The organism is Nevskia sp. (assembly GCF_023266035.1).
Lineage (GTDB): Bacteria > Pseudomonadota > Gammaproteobacteria > Nevskiales > Nevskiaceae > Nevskia.
This window is the reverse complement of the sequence record NZ_JAHFRY010000042.1, coordinates 1-18404: the sequence shown is the minus strand read 5'-3', so window position 1 is coordinate 18404 and position 18404 is coordinate 1. Positions and strand designations below refer to the sequence as shown.

The 18404-nt window shown below is 63.5% G+C and carries 19 protein-coding genes; 11 read left to right on the top strand and 8 right to left on the bottom strand.

Translation table 11 applies throughout. The features are described 5' to 3' along the window. Window positions 1-108: 108 nt before the first annotated feature. The 11 genes from Q0D45_RS08475 (at window position 109) to Q0D45_RS08425 (ending at window position 12514) form a co-directional block, all read left to right on the top strand. Window positions 109-735: a response regulator transcription factor gene (locus tag Q0D45_RS08475; RefSeq protein ID WP_293391216.1), complete on the top strand. Its 627-nt coding sequence runs from the start codon at window positions 109-111 to the stop codon at window positions 733-735. Next, entirely contained in the window at window positions 728-2245 is a 1518-nt protein-coding gene (locus tag Q0D45_RS08470) for a sensor histidine kinase (protein WP_293391213.1), read from the top strand. Before Q0D45_RS08475 ends, Q0D45_RS08470 begins: the two co-directional genes overlap by 8 nt. A 268-nt stretch (window positions 2246-2513) precedes the next feature. Next, window positions 2514-3746: a porin gene (locus tag Q0D45_RS08465; protein ID WP_293391210.1), complete on the top strand. Its 1233-nt coding sequence runs from the start codon at window positions 2514-2516 to the stop codon at window positions 3744-3746. Between the two features lie 513 nt (window positions 3747-4259). Further along, window positions 4260-6053, top strand: a complete 1794-nt coding sequence (locus Q0D45_RS08460; protein WP_293391207.1) for a PQQ-dependent methanol/ethanol family dehydrogenase — start codon at window positions 4260-4262, stop codon at window positions 6051-6053. 162 nt (window positions 6054-6215) lie between these two features. Continuing rightward, window positions 6216-6662, top strand: coding sequence for a cytochrome c-550 PedF (pedF, locus tag Q0D45_RS08455; protein ID WP_293391204.1), 447 nt, complete (start codon window positions 6216-6218; stop codon window positions 6660-6662). Window positions 6663-6664: 2 nt separating this feature from the next. Then, the gene (locus Q0D45_RS08450) at window positions 6665-7537 is read left to right on the top strand and encodes a transporter substrate-binding domain-containing protein (RefSeq protein WP_293391201.1); all 873 of its coding nucleotides are present in this window, start codon (window positions 6665-6667) and stop codon (window positions 7535-7537) included. Window positions 7538-7553: 16 nt separating this feature from the next. Continuing rightward, window positions 7554-8330 (top strand): quinoprotein dehydrogenase-associated SoxYZ-like carrier, encoded by a 777-nt coding sequence (locus tag Q0D45_RS08445; protein ID WP_293391198.1) that lies wholly within the window; start codon window positions 7554-7556, stop codon window positions 8328-8330. Continuing rightward, complete coding sequence (locus tag Q0D45_RS08440; protein ID WP_293391195.1) at window positions 8327-9277, top strand: quinoprotein relay system zinc metallohydrolase 1; 951 nt, start codon at window positions 8327-8329, stop codon at window positions 9275-9277. Before Q0D45_RS08445 ends, Q0D45_RS08440 begins: the two co-directional genes overlap by 4 nt. A 32-nt stretch (window positions 9278-9309) precedes the next feature. Beyond that, window positions 9310-11067 (top strand): PQQ-binding-like beta-propeller repeat protein, encoded by a 1758-nt coding sequence (locus Q0D45_RS08435; protein ID WP_293391192.1) that lies wholly within the window; start codon window positions 9310-9312, stop codon window positions 11065-11067. A 140-nt stretch (window positions 11068-11207) separates the two neighbouring features. After that, window positions 11208-11858, top strand: a complete 651-nt coding sequence (locus Q0D45_RS08430) for a glutathione S-transferase family protein (protein WP_293391189.1) — start codon at window positions 11208-11210, stop codon at window positions 11856-11858. A gap of 188 nt (window positions 11859-12046) precedes the next feature. Further along, a complete protein-coding gene (locus tag Q0D45_RS08425; RefSeq protein ID WP_293391186.1) occupies window positions 12047-12514 on the top strand; it encodes a hypothetical protein in 468 nt (155 codons plus the stop codon). A 16-nt stretch (window positions 12515-12530) separates the two neighbouring features. On the opposite strand, the gene Q0D45_RS08420 is transcribed toward Q0D45_RS08425, so the two are convergent. The 8 genes from Q0D45_RS08420 to Q0D45_RS08385 all read right to left on the bottom strand — a co-directional run. Next, window positions 12531-13451, bottom strand: coding sequence for a retropepsin-like aspartic protease (locus Q0D45_RS08420; RefSeq protein ID WP_293391183.1), 921 nt, complete (start codon window positions 13449-13451; stop codon window positions 12531-12533). Between the two features lie 46 nt (window positions 13452-13497). Further along, window positions 13498-14211 carry a hypothetical protein gene (locus tag Q0D45_RS08415; protein WP_293391180.1) on the bottom strand — a complete coding sequence of 238 codons (714 nt, stop codon included), beginning with the start codon at window positions 14209-14211 and terminating at the stop codon, window positions 13498-13500. Between the two features lie 8 nt (window positions 14212-14219). After that, a complete protein-coding gene (locus Q0D45_RS08410) occupies window positions 14220-14738 on the bottom strand; it encodes a hypothetical protein (RefSeq protein WP_293391177.1) in 519 nt (172 codons plus the stop codon). Window positions 14739-14762: 24 nt separating this feature from the next. After that, entirely contained in the window at window positions 14763-15377 is a 615-nt protein-coding gene (locus Q0D45_RS08405; RefSeq protein ID WP_293391175.1) for a hypothetical protein, read from the bottom strand. 19 nt (window positions 15378-15396) lie between these two features. After that, the gene (locus tag Q0D45_RS08400) at window positions 15397-16098 is read right to left on the bottom strand and encodes a MotA/TolQ/ExbB proton channel family protein (RefSeq protein ID WP_293391173.1); all 702 of its coding nucleotides are present in this window, start codon (window positions 16096-16098) and stop codon (window positions 15397-15399) included. Further along, complete coding sequence (locus Q0D45_RS08395; RefSeq protein WP_293391171.1) at window positions 16058-17341, bottom strand: NAD(P)/FAD-dependent oxidoreductase; 1284 nt, start codon at window positions 17339-17341, stop codon at window positions 16058-16060. The genes Q0D45_RS08400 and Q0D45_RS08395 overlap by 41 nt, the downstream gene beginning before the upstream one ends. Beyond that, window positions 17338-17673, bottom strand: a complete 336-nt coding sequence (locus Q0D45_RS08390) for a hypothetical protein (protein ID WP_293391169.1) — start codon at window positions 17671-17673, stop codon at window positions 17338-17340. The genes Q0D45_RS08395 and Q0D45_RS08390 overlap by 4 nt, the downstream gene beginning before the upstream one ends. Window positions 17674-17924: 251 nt before the next feature. Next, window positions 17925-18404: class II fructose-bisphosphate aldolase (locus Q0D45_RS08385; RefSeq protein ID WP_293391167.1), on the bottom strand; the 480-nt coding region annotated here is incomplete at its 5' end.

Below are 18404 nucleotides of genomic sequence, written 5' to 3'. Positions count from 1 at the left end.
TGTCAGTATCACGAGGCCCGGGCAATGATCGCCTGGGCCTTTTCATTTGCCCGTCGGACCCCAACCAAGGCGCCGTCTCGAGCGCTCTGCTTGCTAGAGGAGAACAACATGATTCGAATTCTGCTGGTCGATGACCATGCCGTCGTCCGGGCGGGCTATCGCCAATTGCTGGAATGCGCACCCGAATACACGGTGGTTGCCGAAGCGGCATCTGCTGCTGCGGGCTATCGGCGGTTTCTGGAATGCGCGCCGGATGTGGTGATCACCGATCTGTCGCTGCCGGGTGTCGGCGGTATCGAACTGCTGCGTCGCCTGCGTGCTCGGCAGCCGGAACTGCGGGCGCTGGCGTTCAGCGTTCACGAGGAATCGATGTTCGTTGAACGTGCGCTGGCGGCCGGTGCGCTCGGCTATGTCAGCAAACGCTCGGCGGCCGATACCTTGGTGGCGGCTGTCGATGCGGTGTCCCACGGTCGGGAATTCCTGTCGCCGGATCTGGCTCGCAACGGGCAGTCCCGACGTCAGACCAACGACGTGCTGCACAAGCTTTCGCAGCGCGAGTTCGAAATCTTCCGGCAGGTTGCCGAAGGGCATTCGGTGCGGGAAATCGCCACCGGCCTGTGCATCAGCGGTAAAACGGTCTCCAACCATTACTCGCAGATTCGCGTGAAGCTCGGCCTGCGCTCGGCAGCCGAGATGGCTCGTCTGGCGATCGTGGCCGGCGTCGTGCGTGTCTGAGCTTGCGCTGGCAGGCAAGCCCACGGCGCTGAGTCGTGCCCGCTGGTTGATACGCGAATTGCTCCGTGCCTGGCGCACGCGGGTGGATCTCAAGACCCGGCTCAGCCTGTTCATCGGCCTGCTGCTGGGCGTGGTGCTGGTGCTTGCCGTGTTTGCCGTGCTCGGCAATTCGAAGCGCGCAGTGCGCGGCGAGATCGATGCGGTAATGAGGCTGGCCACCAATCTGCTCAATGATCAGGCGCTGCCTGCCACGCAGGCTCAGCGCCAGGTGCTGCCGGTACTGCTCAGCGTCTTCGATCACACCCGCCATCTCTGCGTCGAGCGGCCTGGCGGCGAACTGCGCAGTGACGGCCGTTCCTGCCCGGCGGCGATCGATGACAGCGTGCCGGACTGGTTCATCGCCCACGTCACCACCGCGCCCCGCCAACTGCCGCATCAATGGTTGCAGCCGGATGGAACGGCCGTGCCGGTGATCATCCATTCCGATCCTGCCGACGAAATTCTCGAAGCCTGGAACGAAGCACGGCCGCTGTTGCTGCTGATTGTCGCGATCGGCTTTCTGACCAATGCCATCGTGGTGTTTTCGGTCTGGCGCGCGCTGAAGCCGATCGATGTGATCCGTGACGCGCTCGATCGCATCGGCCGCGGCGAACTGCATCCGACCCTGCCATCGGTCACCACCCTGGAATTGCGCACCATCGTCGATGGCGTGATCGCGCTCGGTGGTCATCTGGAACAGGCGCGCTCGGACAATCAACGCCTGCTGCGCCACAGCCTTGAAGTGCAGGAACGTGAGCGTCGTTCGATCGCTCGCGAGCTGCATGACGAGATGGGCCAGAGTCTGGCCGCCATCGATGCCGAAGCCGCCGTGCTGCAGCAGCGCTTCGGCAGCGCTGCTCCGGAACTGATGGCGCGTGCCGGCGGCATCCGGGCCGGCATCGCTCAGCTTTACGATGGCCTGCACAGCCTGCTGGCGCGCCTGCGGCCGGCCGGCCTCGACGAATTCGGCCTGGGCCCGACCCTGGAGAATCTGGTCGCCGACTGGTCTGGCCGCTGCCCGCAGATCCGTTTCGAGGTGCGCATCGATGTCGAGCGCGTACCCGGCGAGGCGCTGGCGCAGGTCTATCTGTACCGCATCGCCCAGGAAGCGCTGATCAACGCCACCCGCCACGCCCGGGCCCGCCGCATCAGCGTGATGCTGTTCGGTGATGCCGACGGCAGCCTGCATCTGCGCATTGCCGACGATGGCATCGGCCTGCCTGCCGACCTGCCGCTGCAGGCCAGTGCCGAGGAACGTCAGCGCGCACGTCCCGATGGACGTCGCGCCGGCTTCGGGTTGCTGGGCATGGCCGAACGGGCCGAAGCACTCGGTGCCCGGCTGACGATCGATAGCCAGCCGAACCTGGGCACCAGCATCTCGCTGCGCCTGCCCGCCAATGGTCGTCCTCTGGAACTGCGTCTGTCCCCGCACGCTGTGCCGGATGTGACTCGGAAGCCGTCCCCGCCGTGAAACAGCAGCGGCCTTTCGCCGGGCATTTGCTGCAACGCAAAAATCAATAAAAACAAAGCGTAAGGAAGTATTCCTGATTTGGCATGTCGCTTGCTCTGAGGCTCGCGCTGACACACCTGTGCGGGCACCGTGAAGTTACCCACCGAGTAGTCATAAAAGGTGACGGCGACACGGAGGCTGAAGAGGAAGTGGGTTGGCAGGGAGTAGCGGTCTGGTCGGCAGGACAGATGGCTGCGCCATCACCTCTCAACAATATTGGGGAATCAAAATGACTGAAACGAACCAGCGCAAGCTGATCGCAGCTGCTGTTGCCATGCTGTCGTCGACTGGCGCCAGTGCACTCGAACTCAATGCCGGGGACTACAAGTTCACCGTCAACGGCAACATCAACGTCCACTATGTTTATTCCGACTGCGATAGCAGCTCCCCGGCGGCCGTCACTGGCGGCCTAGCCTGCACCGGCGGCGGCGGTACCGCGAAAAGTGCATCGGCGGTCACCAACGGCCTGTTGCCAGCCGCCCTGACCTTCGGCGTGCTGACCACCCAGAACGGCATCGACATCGGCGCCCACTTCGGCTTCTATCCCGGTATCAGCACCAACGACGGCGGCAGCCCGAATCTGACGGATGGCTCCGGCAACGTCGGACTCGGCACCACCGGTCTTGATGTTCGTCAGGTCTACATGACCTTCGGCAACAAGGACATGGGCACGGTGACCATGGGCCGCAATTTCGGCCTGTTCGGTTTCGACGCGATCATCAACGACATCACCATTCCGGGTGTCGGCGTTGCGGGCGCTGCAGCCTCCGGCTCACCGGCCAACACCACGCTGGGTTCCATCGGCCTCGGCTACGTGTACGTCGACACGCTGGCGCAGATCAACTACACCACGCCGACCGTTGCCGGCCTCGCTGCCACGGTCGGCATCTACGACCCGCTGAACTCGGCCACCGGCGCTCGTGGCCGCAAAACCCAGCCGGGCTTCCAAGGCAAGCTGACCTACAACGCTGCCCTCAGCGGCGCCAAGATCTACTTGTCCAGCTCGTTCATCACCCAGCAGCAGCGTGATGATTTTTCCGAGAGCTCGGATGACTACCGCAGCTACGGTGCGGACATGGGCGGCAAGATCAATATTGCCGATCTCGAACTGGCCGGCTGGTACTACTACGGCAAGGGTCTGGGCACTACGGGGCTGTTCTTCTTCAGCTCGGATGGCAACGGCAATCGCCGCGGCTCGAACGGCTATCTCGCCCAGGCGAGCTACAAGTTCGACGCGCTGAAGCTCGGCGTCAACTACGGCACCAGCCGTCTGGGTCTGGCGGAAGGCGAGGCGCAGTCGGACATTGTCCGCAGCAACTCGAAGATCACTGGCGGCGTTTACTACTCGCTGACCAAGAACCTGACGCTGGTCGGCGAAGTTTCCTCGGTTACCGCCAAGAGTCAGAACGGCGGCAAGAACGAAGCGATGAACTTCAACGTCGGCAGCTTCCTGTCGTTCTGATCCAGAAGCTCTCCTAGCGCCAAATTGACCGGGCTTCGCGCCCGGTTTTTTTATGCCCGTCGATCGGCTCTTTTGATCTCGAATGAGGGTAGGTGGGGACTTGCCGCGTCGCCTGGTGTTTCATCGCTGCGCCACGGTTGGCAATCCATGTCTCGCTTTGCTGGGGCTGTGTCATCTGCGAGTCAGCTGCTGGCTCGTCCCGGTGTCGGTACAGACGAACGCCGGCTGTACCCCGCCGGTGACACTGCCGATCAGGCGGTTCGAGAGCCGCATTCCGGTGTTTGGAAACAGTTCGTGAAGGTCTCCGTTGCGGGCTGATGATGATGAGTGAATAGTAAACAATATCAGTCAGTTGAACGGGTTTTTACGATCGCTTCGAAGCCCCGGCGACGGTCTTCGGAATTGCTGCACTGCGGCGAAAGAGCTGGCACTGATCGTGCTTCGGGGCGCGCCGATGGCACCGCTAGGGATGTCACATCTGTATACAACTATTAGCTTTGAGGAGAAATCACAATGGTCCGTAATTCAACAGGAACCAGCGCTGTTCGGGGCTGCTGTCGCGCCCTGATCGGCATGGTGCTGGCCGCCAGCGCCACGGCGGCGGTCGCCGCATCGGTCACTGACGCCATGATCGCCAACGATCAGAACACGCCGAATGACGTGCTCACCGTCGGCATGGGCTACAGCGGTCAGCGCTTCAGCAGTTCGACCAAGATCAACAGCGACAACATCGACGATCTGGTACCAGCCTGGTCGTTCTCGATGGGCGGTGAGAAGCAGCGCGGCCAGGAAACCCAGGCCCTGGTCAACGACGGCAAGATCTTCATCACCGGTTCCTACTCGCGCATCTGGGCGCTGGACCAGAAGACCGGCCAGAAGATCTGGGTGTACGAACACCGCCTGCCGGAAGGCATCGTGCCTTGCTGCGACGTCGTCAATCGCGGCGCCGCGCTGTACGACAACCTGGTGATCTTCGGCACGCTGGACGCCAAGCTGGTGGCGCTCAATGCCGATACCGGCAAGGTTGTCTGGACCGAAACCATCGACGATTTCAAGGGCGGCTACTCGTATACCGCAGCGCCGCTGATCGTGAAGGGCAAGCTGATCACGGGCGTTTCCGGCGGCGAGTTCGGCGTTGTCGGCCGCATCGAAGCGCGTGATGCGAAGACCGGCAAGATGGTCTGGTCGCGTCCGACCGTCGAAGGTCACATGGGCTACCTGAACGGCAAGGAAAACGGCATCTCGGGCAAGCTCAACGCCACTTGGCCGGGCGATCTCTGGAAGACCGGCGGCGCTGCCACCTGGCTCGGCTGCACCTACGGCGCGGATACCAACCAGATCTACTGCGGCACCGGCAACCCGGCACCGTGGAACTCCTACAGCCGCCCGGGTGACAACCTCTATTCGACGTCCACACTGGCGATCAACGCCGATACCGGCAAGATCGAATGGAGCTACCAGAGCACGCCGAATGACAGCTGGGATTTCGACGGCGTCAACGAGTTCATCAGCTTCGACATGAAGAAGGATGGCAAGACCGTGAAGGCCGGCGCCAAGGCCGATCGCAACGGTTTCTTCTACGTGCTGAACCGCGAGAACGGCAAGCTGCTCAGCGCCAGCCCATTCGTCACCAAGCAGACCTGGGCCTCGGGTGTCGACCTGAAGACCGGCCGTCCGATCGAGTCGAACAACCGCCCGGGCGATCCGGGCAAGGGCGAGAAGGGCAGCGCGGTGTTCGCCGCGCCGGCTTTCCTGGGTGCCAAGAACTGGATGCCGATGGCGTACTCGGGCCAGACCGGCCTGTTCTATGTGCCGGCCAACGAGTGGGGCATGGACATCTGGAACGAGCCGATCACCTACAAGAAGGGTGCGGCTTTCCTCGGTGCCGGCTTCACCATCAAGCCCTTGTATGACGACTACATCGGCGCCTTGCGCGCCATGGATCCGGCCACCGGCAAGATCGTCTGGGAATACAAGAACCCGGCGCCGCTCTGGGGTGGTGTGATGACCACTGCTGGCAACCTGGTGTTCACCGGCACGCCGGAAGGCTTCCTGAAGGCATTTGACGCCAAGACGGGCAAGGAACTCTGGAAGTTCCAGACCGGTTCGGGCGTGGTCGGCCAGCCGACGACCTGGGAAATGGACGGCGAGCAGTACATCGGCGTCGCGTCGGGCTGGGGCGGTGCGGTTCCGCTCTGGGGCGGCGAAGTGGCGAAGAAGGTCAAGGACATCAGCCAGGGTGGCTCGTTCTGGGTCTTCAAGCTGCACAAGTCGGGCAAGGCAGCTGTTGCTCAAGTAAGTCCGTAAGGACCAAGCGGTCTAGAACACAAGCGGAACGAAGAAGGAGCCCGGTGCTCAGGGCTCCTTCTCTGATTCTCGCGATCTCACTCTCATCCCCATCTCAAATCCACTTCGAATCGAATTCGCTCTGCCGATTTCCTTTCCATCTGCCAGTTCCCGGAATCCATGATGAATCGCACTCGTTTCAATCTCGCTGTTGCTGCTTCGATCGCCGGCTTCGTCGGCGTTGTCTCCCTGTCCTTCGTTTCCAGCGAAGCTCGCGCGCACGGTGATGTCATCCCGCAGGCGGTCGATGTTTCCAAGCTGCCGCCGTTGAAGGAATCGACCAACAAGAACCCCTACGCCGGCAATGCCGAAGCGATCAAGATCGGCACCTCGGCCTATGGTCAGAACTGCGCTCGCTGCCACGGCCTCGGGGCCGTATCGGGTGGTATCGCGCCCGATTTGCGCCTGCTGCCGACTGACGCCGCCACCGATGAATACTTCAAGGGCAAGGTCATGAGCGGCGCGATCCGCAACGGCGTCACCTACATGCCGTCGTTCAAGGACGTGTTCAAGGAAGAAGCGATCTGGGCGATCCGCAGCTACATCGTCAGCGTGCACAGCGACGAATGAGGATGAGCCGCATCACCGGGCTGATCGCAGCGCTGGCAATCCTGGCGTCGTCCCTGATCGGTGTCGTCCACGCCGATGACGACGCACCGGATCGTCTCGATATCGCCAGGCAGAAGGGTTCACTGGAATTCATCGTCTATCGCGATTACCCGCCGTATTCATACGAGAAGAACGGTGCCTTCGCCGGTGTCGATGTCGACATGGGCAAGGCGCTGGCGGCGGCGGTGGGCGTCAATGCCACGTTCCGCACCTTCATTCCCGGTGACGATCTTGACGACGACCTGCGCAACAACCTGTGGCGCGGCACCATCGTCGGCGGCAGCGTCGGTGATGTGATGCTGCACGTTGGTGCCGATCCGCAGTACGTCGCGCGCCAGAGTCAGGTGTCGATCTTCGGCGTCTATTACCGTGAAGCCGTGGCGCTGTCGTTCGATACGAAAAAATTCAAGTCGTACTCGACGATCGGCGACCTCAAGGGCAAGCGGGTCGGCGTCGAAATCGGTTCGATCTCGGATCAGTATCTGACCAACTTCGAGTCCGGAGTTTTGAACACTTCGGTGACCCGCTACACGACACTGGATGCCTGCGTGCAGGCATACACCGAAGGCAAGCTCGATGCGGTAGTGGCGCCCAAAGGCGAACTGCAGGGTCTGATGTTCGCCCACGGTGCCAAGGCGAATCTGGCAACGCCGCAGCCGATCCAGTTCCAGGGCATTTTCCGCAGTGCCTGGGAACTCGGCATCGCGGTCAAGAAGGACAGCCCGAAACTGGGCGCCGCGCTCGCCGACGCTATGTCGAAGCTGATCGAGAGCGGCGAGCTGAAAGCGATCTATGCGCGTTACGGCATCGATTACGTGACACCAGGGCTGCGCTAGACGAGCGGACTGACAGATGACGGCCATGCGCATCCTCCGGATTGCTGTCTTCGTGCTTGGCCAGGCGGGCGTGGTATCGGCCGCGCTGGCGTTGGAGCCACCGCCTGATCCACTGAAGTCGCCGGCCTGGGGCACGATCTACGGTCGCTATTTCAAGGATCAGAAAGTGGTGTTCGATGACCGGGTCAAGGTCATCGCTCCGGCCAACGCCGAGAACCCGCTCGATGTGCCGGTGCAAGTCAGCGCCGAGGGTCTGGATGGGGTCGATGAAATCGTCGTCGTCGCCGATCTGAATCCGATCCAGAAGATCATCAGCTACGAGCCGCTGCAGGCTTCGCCCGATCTCGCCTTTCGCTTCAAGGTCGAACAGTCGACGCCGATCCGCGCCGCGGCGCGTACCAAGGACGGCGTCTGGCACATCGGCGGCGTCTGGCTCAGCGCTGCTGGCGGCGGCTGCACCACGCCGAGCTATGGCAGCGGCGATCCGGTCTGGCAGACGCGGCTCAACGAAGTCAGCGGCCGGCTCTGGCCGAACGCCGAGACCAAGACCCAGCGCCTGCGCCTGCGGCTGATTCACCCGATGGACACCGGCCTTGCCAATGGCATCCCGGCGTTCTACATCGACCGCATCCTGCTCAGCGACGCGAAAGGTGAGGCGCTGGCGCGCGTGCACAGCTACGAGCCGATTTCGGAGAACCCGGTATTCAGCTTCGATCTGAAAGGCAGCGGCCCGGTGCGCGTCTCCGGCGGCGACATCCAGGGCAACAAGTTCTCGGCCGAGATCAAGCCTTGAAGCGCCGCCGCTTGCGTGCCGCGCTGCTTGCGGTACTCGTGCTGCCGGCCTTCGCGGCAACGGCCTACGACTACCAGCTCAAGCCGCAGGCCGTTGCCGACGGCGTGCAGGTGTTGGTCGGCAAGACCGAGAACTTCAGCCGCGAGAATGGCGGCAACATCGTCAATACCGGTTTCATCATCGGCCGCGACGGCGTCATCGTCATCGATACCGGGCCGTCGAAAGCCTACGGCGAACAGCAGCGCGCGGCGATTGCCAAACTCGGCAAGCTGCCGGTCACGCAGATCTATCTGACCCATGCGCATCCCGATCACGTGCTCGGCAGTCAGGCTTATCCGGGAGTGCCGATCGCGGCGTTGCCGGGCACCACGCAAGGCCTGACCCGCAACGGCGACAGCCTGCTGTCGAATCTGTATCGCCTGGTCGGTGATGCGATGCGCGACACCGAACTGCGCCCGCCGACGATGGAAGCGAAGAGCGGCGAGGTGACCGTCGCTGGCCGGCGCCTGCGGCTGATCCCCGGGCTGGGCCATACCGATGCCGATCTGATGGTTTTCGATGAGGCCAGCAAGACGCTGTTCACCGGCGATCTGGTGTTCTTCCAGCGCACCCTGACCACGCCGAATGCCGATATCCCGCATTGGTTGAAGACGCTCGATGCGATCGACGCGCTCGACTTCAAGCGCATGGTGCCGGGCCACGGCCCTGTGCTGCGTGATCACGCCGGCATCGCCCAGACCCGCGACTATCTGCAATGGTTGAGGGACAGCCTGCAAGGGGCCGCCCGCCGTGGTCTCGACATGCCGGAAGTGTTGCAATTGGCGATCCCCGAGCGCTTCCAGCGGCTGGCGGAGTTGCATGCCGAATACGAGCGCTCGGTAGCGCATCTGTACCCCGCCTACGAACTCGAAACCTTGCCGACTGTTCCGAAATCGAGACCGCAATGAGCCATGGTTTTCCGGGATTCGCGATTCGCTGCTTGAGCGCCATCGCACTCGGCGCCGTGGTATCCGGCGGCGTGTTGGCTGCCGATGCCCGCACTGTCGAATGGCCGGTCTACGGGCTCGACAGTGCCAATCATCGTCTGGCGCCAATCACCGCGATCAATCCGAAGACGGTCGGCAAGCTGGTGCCGAAGTGGATCTACCAGAGCGGCGTCATTGGCACTTTCCAGGCGACACCGCTGGTCATCGACGGCCGCATGTATGTGTCGCTGCCGAACTCGCATGTCGTCGCGCTCGATGCCAGGACCGGCCAGGAGCTGTGGCGCTACGAGCACAAGAAGCGCGTTGAGCGGATCTGCTGCGGCCCCGCCAATCGCGGCGTCGCCTTTGCCAAGGGCAAGATCTTCGTCGGCACCGTCGATGCCCGCCTGATCGCGCTCGATGCCGCCACCGGCAAGCTGCTCTGGGATGTCGAGGTTGCCCATCCCGAAGCTGCCGAGGAAAGCCGTAACAGCCTGAACGCCGATGACCGACTGAAGGACGCCAAGGTTTCCGGCGCCTCCGGTGTCGGCATCGCCAGCGCGCCGCTGGTGTTCGAAGATCGAGTGATCGTCGGCGTCACCGGCTTGGGTTATGGCCTGCATCTGGACAGCCCGCGCGCCGGTGCACCGCTCGGCGCCGTGGTCGGCCTGCCGGGCCAGTTCGGCGGCATCGGCTTTCTGGCGGCGTTCGACGTCAACACCGGCGCGCTGCAGTGGAAGTTCGACACCATCCGCCATCCGGAAGAGGGCGGCTGGGAAGGCGAGTTTCGCGATGCCACGCCCGATGGCCTGCCGCTGAACCGCAATATCGCGGCCGAACGGGCTGGAGCGGAAAAGCATCGCAATGCCTGGCAGTTCGGTGGCGGCTCGATCTACTCGACGCCGGCGCTGGATCTGAAGACCGGCTGGCTGTACTTCGGCGTCGGCAATCCCAGTCCGCAGATGAATGGCGACGGCCGGCCCGGCGACAACCTCTACACCTCGAGTCTGGTCGCCATCGACGGCCGCACGGGTGCGCCGAAATGGTACTGGCAGCAGGTGCCGCACGATCTCTGGGGCTACGACGTGACCTCGCCGCCGGTGTTGTTCGAAGCTACCGTCAAGGGCGCCAAGGTCGAAGCGGTGGCACAGGCCTCCAAGACCGGCTGGATGTTCGTCCACGAGCGCAGCAGCGGCCGGCTGCTGTACAAGTCCGAAGCCTTCGTGCCGCAGCGCAATCTGTTTGCGCAGCCGACCCCGGAAGGCATCAGCATCGCGCCCGGCATTGGCGGTGGCGTCAACTGGTCACCGGCCGCGCTCGATGTTTCGCGCCAGCTGGCCTTCGTCGCGGCGATGCATTGGCCAACGCAATATTCGGTCAAGGAGATTCCCGCCGAAGGCGACAAACCGGCCGTGCCGTACTACGCCGCCGAGCCCTCGCAGGGCGAACGCTGGGGCGTGCTGGCAGCGATCGATCTGAAACGCGATGGCAAGCTCGCCTGGACCACCCAAACGCCGCAGCCCTTGATTGGCGGCGTGCTGGCACTGCAGGGCGGGGTGGTGTTCACCGGCGAGGGCGACGGCAACCTTTCGGCCTTCGATTCAGCCTCAGGCAAGCGTCTTTGGCAGTTCAACTGCGGCGCTGGCGTCAACGCGCCACCGATCGCCTACGTGATCGATGGCAAGCCTTACGTGACCGTCGCTGCCGGCGGCAGCGCGATCTGGGGTTATCGCCAGGGTGATGCCGTGGTCACCTTCGGCCTGCCGGACTGAAGCCTGCGGGCGAACCCTATAGATGTTGAATCGACAATCGCCGACAGCAAAATGCATAAGCCCACTTATTTTCGTAACGCTGTTTGGCCAAGCTGTCGGCCTGTCGCATCAACACCCACAAGAACGAGGAGAAAGCACCCATGAAGCTGATCAATTCCTTCGGCCCGAATCCGCGCATCGTGCGCATGTTCATGGCCGAAAAGGGCCTGAGCATCCCGGCTACCGACATCGACATGCTCGGCGGCGAAAATCGCAAGCCGCCGTACACCGACAAGAATCCGGGCGGCCAGACGCCATCGCTGGAGCTCGATGACGGTTCGGTGCTCGGCGAGACCGTGGTGATCTGCGAATACCTCGAAGAAAAGCATCCGACGCCGGCGCTGATCGGCAGCAACGCCCAGGAGCGCGCCGAGGCCCGCCAGTGGCAGCGCCGGGTCGAGTTGAACATCACCGAGTACATCTACAACGCGTTCCGCTACTCCGAAGGCCTCGGCCTGTTCAAGGACCGGGTGCATTGCATTCCGGCAGCGGCGCCGGACATGAAAGTGTCGGCACAGAGCTGGCTGAAGAAGCTCGACGGCCTGATCGCCGGCCGTGATTTCATCGCCGGCAAGCAGCTGCGCCTGGTCGACATCATCCTGTACTGCTGCCTCGATTTCGCGAAGGACGTGGGCCAGCCGCTCGACCCATCGAACGCCAACATCGCTGCCTGGTTCAAGCGTATCGATGCTCGCCCCAGCGCCACTGCCAGCCTCAGCCCGAACTGGGCGGACGTGAAGATGCGCGGCTGATCTCAGCGCGCTTGATACGACGGCCCGGCATCGTGATTCGATGCCGGGCTTTTTTGTGGACAACGGATCGAACCAGCGCTGCCGTTGCATTGCCGGAGGTACGGTGGTGAAATTGTTGCAGTCCTGCCCGGTGCGCAGGCTGCAGCAAACAAGTCACCCTTGATGGCAGTTTGGCTTGGAGGCAGAAGATGAAATCACCGATGCTGATCAAGATCGGGATTACGCTTTGTGCTGTCGTTGCAGCGGGCCTGCTGCTTTACCCGGGTGCCACCGCAAGAGCCGCCACGCCCGCAGCAGAAGCCGCGAGCAAGCCGGCAGTGCAGCCGAAAGCCCAAAAAAGAAAGGCCTCGAAGCAGAAAGCGAAAGCTTCAGCGCTTGATCTGAGCGTTCGTGCGCGGCCTGCGGAGCCCTCGATCAGTCCCGAGAATCCGGACTACGCCTCGACGATGCTGCGCCGGAAAGGCAGTGATGCCGCCGTGACCGCCAGCACCGAAGAGACCAGCTACAAGACCGAGCCGCTGTTCGAGTCCGAGCAGAAGCTGCAGCTGCTTGATGCCGAAGTGCCGGTCACCGTGAAGCTGGGACGCTGGAAGGCCGCCGAGTCGAAAGCGCTCGGCCTGTCGGCAACGGTACCTTTGCCGCATCCCTCGAAGTAGCGCTCACGAACGGGTTCTATTCGGCCCTGAACAGGAAGCGCTGACCGTCGCGATCCAGGCAGGGATTCAGCCGCGAAAGCACCTCGAAGCCGACCATGCCGTCGATGCCCCATGCGGGGTCCATGCCCTGGGGCATCACGGTCAGCGGTGCCAGCTGGAAGCTGGCTTCCGGGCTGATCGCGACGATCTTGGCTTCGCCATTGAGTACTTCGAAATCCTGCCCGCTGCCATCGTTACCGGAATGGGCGACCAGATCGGGATAGCGTTTGCGGAAATCATGCTTGGCCGCGAAAGCCGGATAGACGACCACGGCACCGTTGTTGCCGGAATCGACGATCAGCCGAGCCTTGCGGCCATCGATGTCGACGACGATGGTCGGCAGCCCGTGATTGAGCGTCATCGGTACCGACGTCAGACCACGGCCGTCGAAATCTCGGCGCGCCCAGCGCTGCATCCGCTGATGTTCGTAGTCGATGCACAGCACCGCGTTTTCCAGCAGCGGTGCGCCGATGAAGCCGGCCAGCGCGGTCTTGCCCGGCCGCTGGGTGACCTGTTCGGGAATGGCGACGATTGCGAAGACCTGCTTGCTCAAGCTTGCACCACCGATGCGGATGCTCGGCACAGTGGTCAGCGTGGCCGCGTTGTGATCGCCACTGGCGTCGTTGACGCCCTGTTTCGAGCCGGGACTGGCAATGGCCTTCAAGCCCAGCGTCTTGGCGACTTCCTGCGTGACGAGGTTGCCGTTCGAGAGTCCGCTGTCGAAGACGAACGGCAACCTGCGGCCGGGCACCAGTTCGACATCGACGACGATGTTGGCGCCTTCGAGCAGAAACGGAATAACCGCTGGCCTGGCGTCCTGCAGCAACAGCGGTTGCGCGGCAACGGAGGTCAGCAGCAGGAAGCCGGCGGCGAACGCGAAGCATCGTCTCGTTTTCATGTCGGCACCGTAGCAGTCCACTGCCGGTCAGGCGCGGCGCCGACGATCAGTCGTGATAGTCCAGCAACTCCATCGTCACTTCGCCACCGACGATCTGTGTGGTTTCCAGCGGCTCCTCGCGCTTGAGCTTGATCAGCCCGACGCCGGGCGCGTACCACTCGGTGTGGCGCACCACGACTTCCGAAGCGCCAAGGCGAGGATCAGCCAGCACGTTGATCGGTGCATCGCCTTCGACCTTGAGACAGTTCCTGAAGGTGCCCGCGGCCACCGTCACTTCTTCGCTGACGGAAGTCACCGTCATCAGCAGCGTGAAGCGCACCGAATCGTGATGCAGGAAGCGTTCGCGGAAAGGTACGGCGCGTTCCAGGATGAACGGCTGGCTGGGGCTTTCCCAGCTGTCGCCGAGCTTCGGCGCGATCGGCATCACGGTGCGCGGCACGGCATCGTCGCGCGGCTCGAACTCGACGGTGGTGCGCAGGCCGGTGCGGACGATGTTCTTCTCGTCCAGTTTCAGCCAGTACTCGCTGCCGAGACTGTTGCGGCGCAGATAGTAGGTTTCGCCGTTGCGCTCGCGACGGCCGCCATTGCTCATCTCGAAGCGCTCGGTCTTGGTGCCCAGCGGATTCGCCTCGATCAGTTCGTAGGTCCAGCTGCGGCCCTTGTCGAGTGGGAAGTAGAGCGGCGATGGGCCTTTGCTGCAGCCGGCCAGCAAGGCAGCTGCCGCTGCAAACGCCATCGTGATTCGGCAGGCGACGTTCATCGCAGGCCTCACTTTTCCGGCAGCGCCGGATCGGGCAAATCGCCGAGCGTGAAGCTGGGCAGGGCGCCGGCGCTGCGCTTGGCATCCGACACCACGTTGGATTGATTGCGGGCGCCGCCCTTGCGGCCGATCTGCGGCAGGCCCTGCTGGCGCTGGCGCTCGCGGGCATCCTGGATCTGCTTCTGGTCTTCCGCGGCGTACGGCAACACGTAGGCACGCGGCTCGGCGGCCGGGCCGTCCGGCGTCAGCTCGGTGGCCCAGATGTGGATCAGGCCCGGATCGCCGGTCGCTGCATTCGGTTCGCGGACGCTGGCCGCGTGATACAGGAAACGGTCCGGCAGCGGGCTGCCTGTCGGCCAGCCGGCCATCTGCTTCCAGCCGCGCTGGCTCAACATCGCCATGCCGATGAAAGCGATGATCAGCACCGTTTTCAGGCGCGGTGACAGCCGGGTGCGAATCAGCAGGGTTAGCGCCAGCAGGGCGACCAGGAAGTACAGCATCGACAGCAGCACGAGTCCGTTGGACATGAGTGGGTATTTTTCTAGTGGATGTCAGTCGCGCGACTTGACCAGCGATTTCTGCAGCGTGTTGACGTTGACGACATTGCCGTCCGGCGTCACGGTGAAACGCACGGCGGTCTTTTCCTCGCCCTGGCGGGTCAGCATGATGGTGTCGTAGTAGATGACCCGCAGCACCGGATTGACCTTGACGACGTTGACCTGCACCGGCACCGGGCCTTTCGAGATCGATTTGTAGTTGTTGATGTTGACCGTGTATTCGCCAGGCGTCTTGCCACGCAAGGTCACCACTTCCTGGTTCAGCGGGTTGATGATCTTCTGGCCATTGACGGTGATGGTGTCGTTGGAGATGCCGCGATCATCGCGATCCAGATGCATCAGGCCGGCGTCCGGATGGCGGAACCAGACGACCTCGCCATCGCCGCCTTCGACCCAGGTATCGATGTCGTCCTCCGAGCCATCCGGCCAGGTGGTGGTGACGATGAACTCGGCCTTGGTGTCGACCACGCCGGTCTTCTTCGACGGCGGGTTGAGGTTGATCAGCATCATGAACAGCAGCATCGTGAAACCCATCAGCACGTTGAACAGCAGATCCGTGAACGGATCCACCTCGTAGTGCTGGCGGTTGCTGGAACGGCGGGAGGCCATCGGTTTGCCTGGCGTGGATTCAGCGCGCCGCGTCGGCGTCGGGCAGGGTGATGATCAACGCGAACAGGCGATCGGCCGAGCGGTCGATGGCCAGCATCTGGATGCCGATCATCATCGAGCCGATCAGGCCGGCAATCGTGTGATAGAGCGACACCCGCATGCCGACACCCATGCCGCGGATCAGCGAATCCAGGCCCTGCGCCTGCAGATCGCCGGCGCTGCCGAGCGAGCCGAGCATGATCACGAAGCCGATCACTGTGCCGAGCAGGCCGAGCTTGATGTGCAGGCCGGCCGAGAACCAGCCTAGTTCGGTACGGCCCTTGATCCGCTCGTGCAGCAGATCGCCGAGCGCCGTCACTTCGGTGCTGCTCAGGCCGCGTCGCTCGGCGACGAAATCCGTGGTCCAGGAATGTTCCGGCGTGGGCCGGCCGGCCACGTGGTCGAGCAGGATGTCGTACTGGCGCGACAGCTCCCAGGCCTGGATGCCGACATAGGTCGTGGCGATCAGATAGAGCACGCCGACGGCCAGGGTCAGCTTGGTCGGATCGCCGAACAGCAGCAGCGGGATGTAGCCGGTATCGAAGCCCAGATAGATGCCGTATGCCGAGGCACCGAAGATCAGCAGCCAGCGATGCCAGCCAATCCCGGCCGGATCATTGCTGCGCAGCGCTTCGACGCGGTTACGCGGATTTGCCGAAGCTGTCAGTCGAAATGCTTTCATACCAGTCACGGGCTTGAGCCGCTTCGCGCCGGCGCAGACCGTCCGGAGCAGTCAAGGGACTGACCCCTTCCGAGACGACTGCGATACGGCCGCTGGCGGCGGAATAGAAACCGGAAACCGAGATCGCTGCGTCCTCGGCGACCAGGCTGTAACAGGTGTTGATCATGCGGGCATCGGGTGCAGGACGACCATCGAGGGCGGCCGCTATCGCCGCAGCGCAGAGCTTGGCCTGACTGTTTGCGGCGAACGCCGATTTCGGCATCGGCGCGGCAATCGCGGCATCGCCGAGCACGTGGATGCCGGCGTGCAGGCTTGATTCGAAGCTCTGTGGATTGACCGGGCACCAGCCCGATTCATCGACCAGCCCGGCGCGGCCGGCAATGGCTGCGGCCTGCTGCGGCGGGACGATGGTAGCGAGGTGGGTGGCGATCGGCGTAGTGGCGTCGCGCAGCCAGACGTCGCCGGTGGTGGTATCGACTCGGGCCACTTCGCCGCCTTTGGCGCGCGGTATCCATTCGATCATCGCGCCGTAGCGCTCGTCCCATTCGGCGAGAAACAGCGGCCGTTTGGTGAAGTCGTCCTTGGCGTCGGCAATCAGGATCTTGGTGCGCGCTCGCCCGGTTTTCAGCAGATGTTCGGCGATCAGGCTGGCGCGCTCGTAGGGGCCGGGCGGGCAGCGATAGGGATTGGGTGGCGCGCCGATCAGGATGGTGCCGCCATCGGGAACGGCGTCGATGCGCTCGCGCAGCGACTGCACCTGGCTATCGCCGAGCCAGGCGTGCGGCATCGAGCCGCTGAGTTCCGCGCTCAGGCCTGCGATCACGCCCCAGCGCATCGCGATGCCCGGTGACAGCACGATGCGGTCGGCGACCAGCTGCTTGCCGCCCGCCGTGGTTACCGTGCGGCTGACCGGATCGATGCCGGTGACTTCATCGATCAGGGTGCGCACGCCGTGGGCGCGGCCGATGTCGGTGGTATGGCGGGTGATGCTGGCGACGCTGCGCAGCCCGGTCAGCGCCAGATTGGTGAATGGGCCGGTGCACCAGGACGCGCGCGCGTCGATCAGCAGCACGTCGCTGGTTGGCGACAGCAGCCGTAGCGTCTTCGCGCAGGTGGCGCCACCGAAACCGGCACCGATGACGATGATCCTGGCCTTGCGTCGGGCTGCGGACGCTGGCCCTGTGACGGGCAACAGGGTCGCGGCCAACGCGGTCTGCAGCAGTTGTCGACGCGACAGGCTCATGGCCGCGCGCCTGCTTTCCCAGGCTTGCCCAGTTCGGCGGCCAGGGAATCGATCTCGGCATTGCTCAGGTGCTGCGCGAAGCGGGCCATGATCGAACCCGGCTCGGGCTGGTCGCGGGCGGCACGCAGGCTCGCGGCAATTCGTGCGGAGGGGTAGCCGCTCAGCGCCGGCATCGTCGCGGCATTGACGGCTGGTTGATGGCAACCCTGGCAGGACTGGGCGAGTGGAGACAGCGGTGGGCGAGCCACGTGCGCCGCCGCGATCACCGGCCGCGCAGCACCCGCAGCGATCAGGGACATGGCGAGCAGCAGTCGCGGGGCAGTCAGCAGCATGGCGGTGAAAGGCAGAAAGCGTGCCGTGAGGTGGGGCCCTCAGGATAGGCGACAAGCCTTTGTTTTCGTGAATTTATTCTGAAGTAGCGGGTCGGCCCTTTACGGTGCTGTCACGAATTCGAGACAGTGCTTGCCCCCTGAAACTCCTCCTGTAACAGGGCAAGGGACTAGCCGCAGCGGGAGGGCGCTCACCACAAAAAAAGCCGCCCGGCTGCATCGCAACCGGGCGGCTGTTCAATCAGCGACGAAGCTTAGTGAACGACAGCGTTCAGCTCGCCCTTCACGTAACGCGTGGCCATCGCATCCATGCCGATGACCTTGATCTTCGAAGCCTTGCCCGAGCTTTCGAAGGCATCGAAGCGCAGCTTGCAGATGTCCTTCGCGGCTGCCGTGGCCAGCTTCAGGAAGTAGCGCGGATCGAACTCTTCCGGCTTCTGGCCGAGGCCGCGGCGGATCGCGCCGGTCATCGCCAGACGGATGTCGGTGTCGATGTTGATCTTGCGCACGCCGTGCTTGATGCCCTCGACGATTTCCTCGACCGGCACGCCGTAGGTTTCCTTGATGTTGCCGCCGTACTGACGAATGATTTCCAGCCACTCCTGCGGCACGCTCGACGAGCCATGCATAACCAGATGGGTGTTCGGAATGCGGGCGTGGATCGCCTTGACCTGGCTGATCGCCAGCACGTCACCAGTCGGCGGACGGGTGAACTTGTAGGCGCCGTGGCTGGT

What these genes read in the sequence shown, in the direction of transcription:
- Q0D45_RS08475 (WP_293391216.1), top strand. Translation starts at nt 109, where the DNA reads ATGATTCGAATTCTGCTGGTCGATGACCATGCCGTCGTCCGGGCGGGC.
- Q0D45_RS08465 (WP_293391210.1), top strand. Translation starts at nt 2,514, where the DNA reads ATGACTGAAACGAACCAGCGCAAGCTGATCGCAGCTGCTGTTGCCATG.
- Q0D45_RS08460 (WP_293391207.1), top strand. Translation starts at nt 4,260, where the DNA reads ATGGTCCGTAATTCAACAGGAACCAGCGCTGTTCGGGGCTGCTGTCGC.
- pedF (WP_293391204.1), top strand. Translation starts at nt 6,216, where the DNA reads ATGAATCGCACTCGTTTCAATCTCGCTGTTGCTGCTTCGATCGCCGGC.
- Q0D45_RS08450 (WP_293391201.1), top strand. Translation starts at nt 6,665, where the DNA reads ATGAGCCGCATCACCGGGCTGATCGCAGCGCTGGCAATCCTGGCGTCG.
- Q0D45_RS08445 (WP_293391198.1), top strand. Translation starts at nt 7,554, where the DNA reads ATGACGGCCATGCGCATCCTCCGGATTGCTGTCTTCGTGCTTGGCCAG.
- Q0D45_RS08430 (WP_293391189.1), top strand. Translation starts at nt 11,208, where the DNA reads ATGAAGCTGATCAATTCCTTCGGCCCGAATCCGCGCATCGTGCGCATG.
- Q0D45_RS08425 (WP_293391186.1), top strand. Translation starts at nt 12,047, where the DNA reads ATGAAATCACCGATGCTGATCAAGATCGGGATTACGCTTTGTGCTGTC.
- Q0D45_RS08420 (WP_293391183.1), bottom strand. Translation starts at nt 13,451, where the DNA reads ATGAAAACGAGACGATGCTTCGCGTTCGCCGCCGGCTTCCTGCTGCTG.
- Q0D45_RS08415 (WP_293391180.1), bottom strand. Translation starts at nt 14,211, where the DNA reads ATGAACGTCGCCTGCCGAATCACGATGGCGTTTGCAGCGGCAGCTGCC.
- Q0D45_RS08410 (WP_293391177.1), bottom strand. Translation starts at nt 14,738, where the DNA reads ATGTCCAACGGACTCGTGCTGCTGTCGATGCTGTACTTCCTGGTCGCC.
- Q0D45_RS08405 (WP_293391175.1), bottom strand. Translation starts at nt 15,377, where the DNA reads ATGGCCTCCCGCCGTTCCAGCAACCGCCAGCACTACGAGGTGGATCCG.
- Q0D45_RS08400 (WP_293391173.1), bottom strand. Translation starts at nt 16,098, where the DNA reads ATGAAAGCATTTCGACTGACAGCTTCGGCAAATCCGCGTAACCGCGTC.
- Q0D45_RS08395 (WP_293391171.1), bottom strand. Translation starts at nt 17,341, where the DNA reads ATGAGCCTGTCGCGTCGACAACTGCTGCAGACCGCGTTGGCCGCGACC.
- Q0D45_RS08390 (WP_293391169.1), bottom strand. Translation starts at nt 17,673, where the DNA reads ATGCTGCTGACTGCCCCGCGACTGCTGCTCGCCATGTCCCTGATCGCT.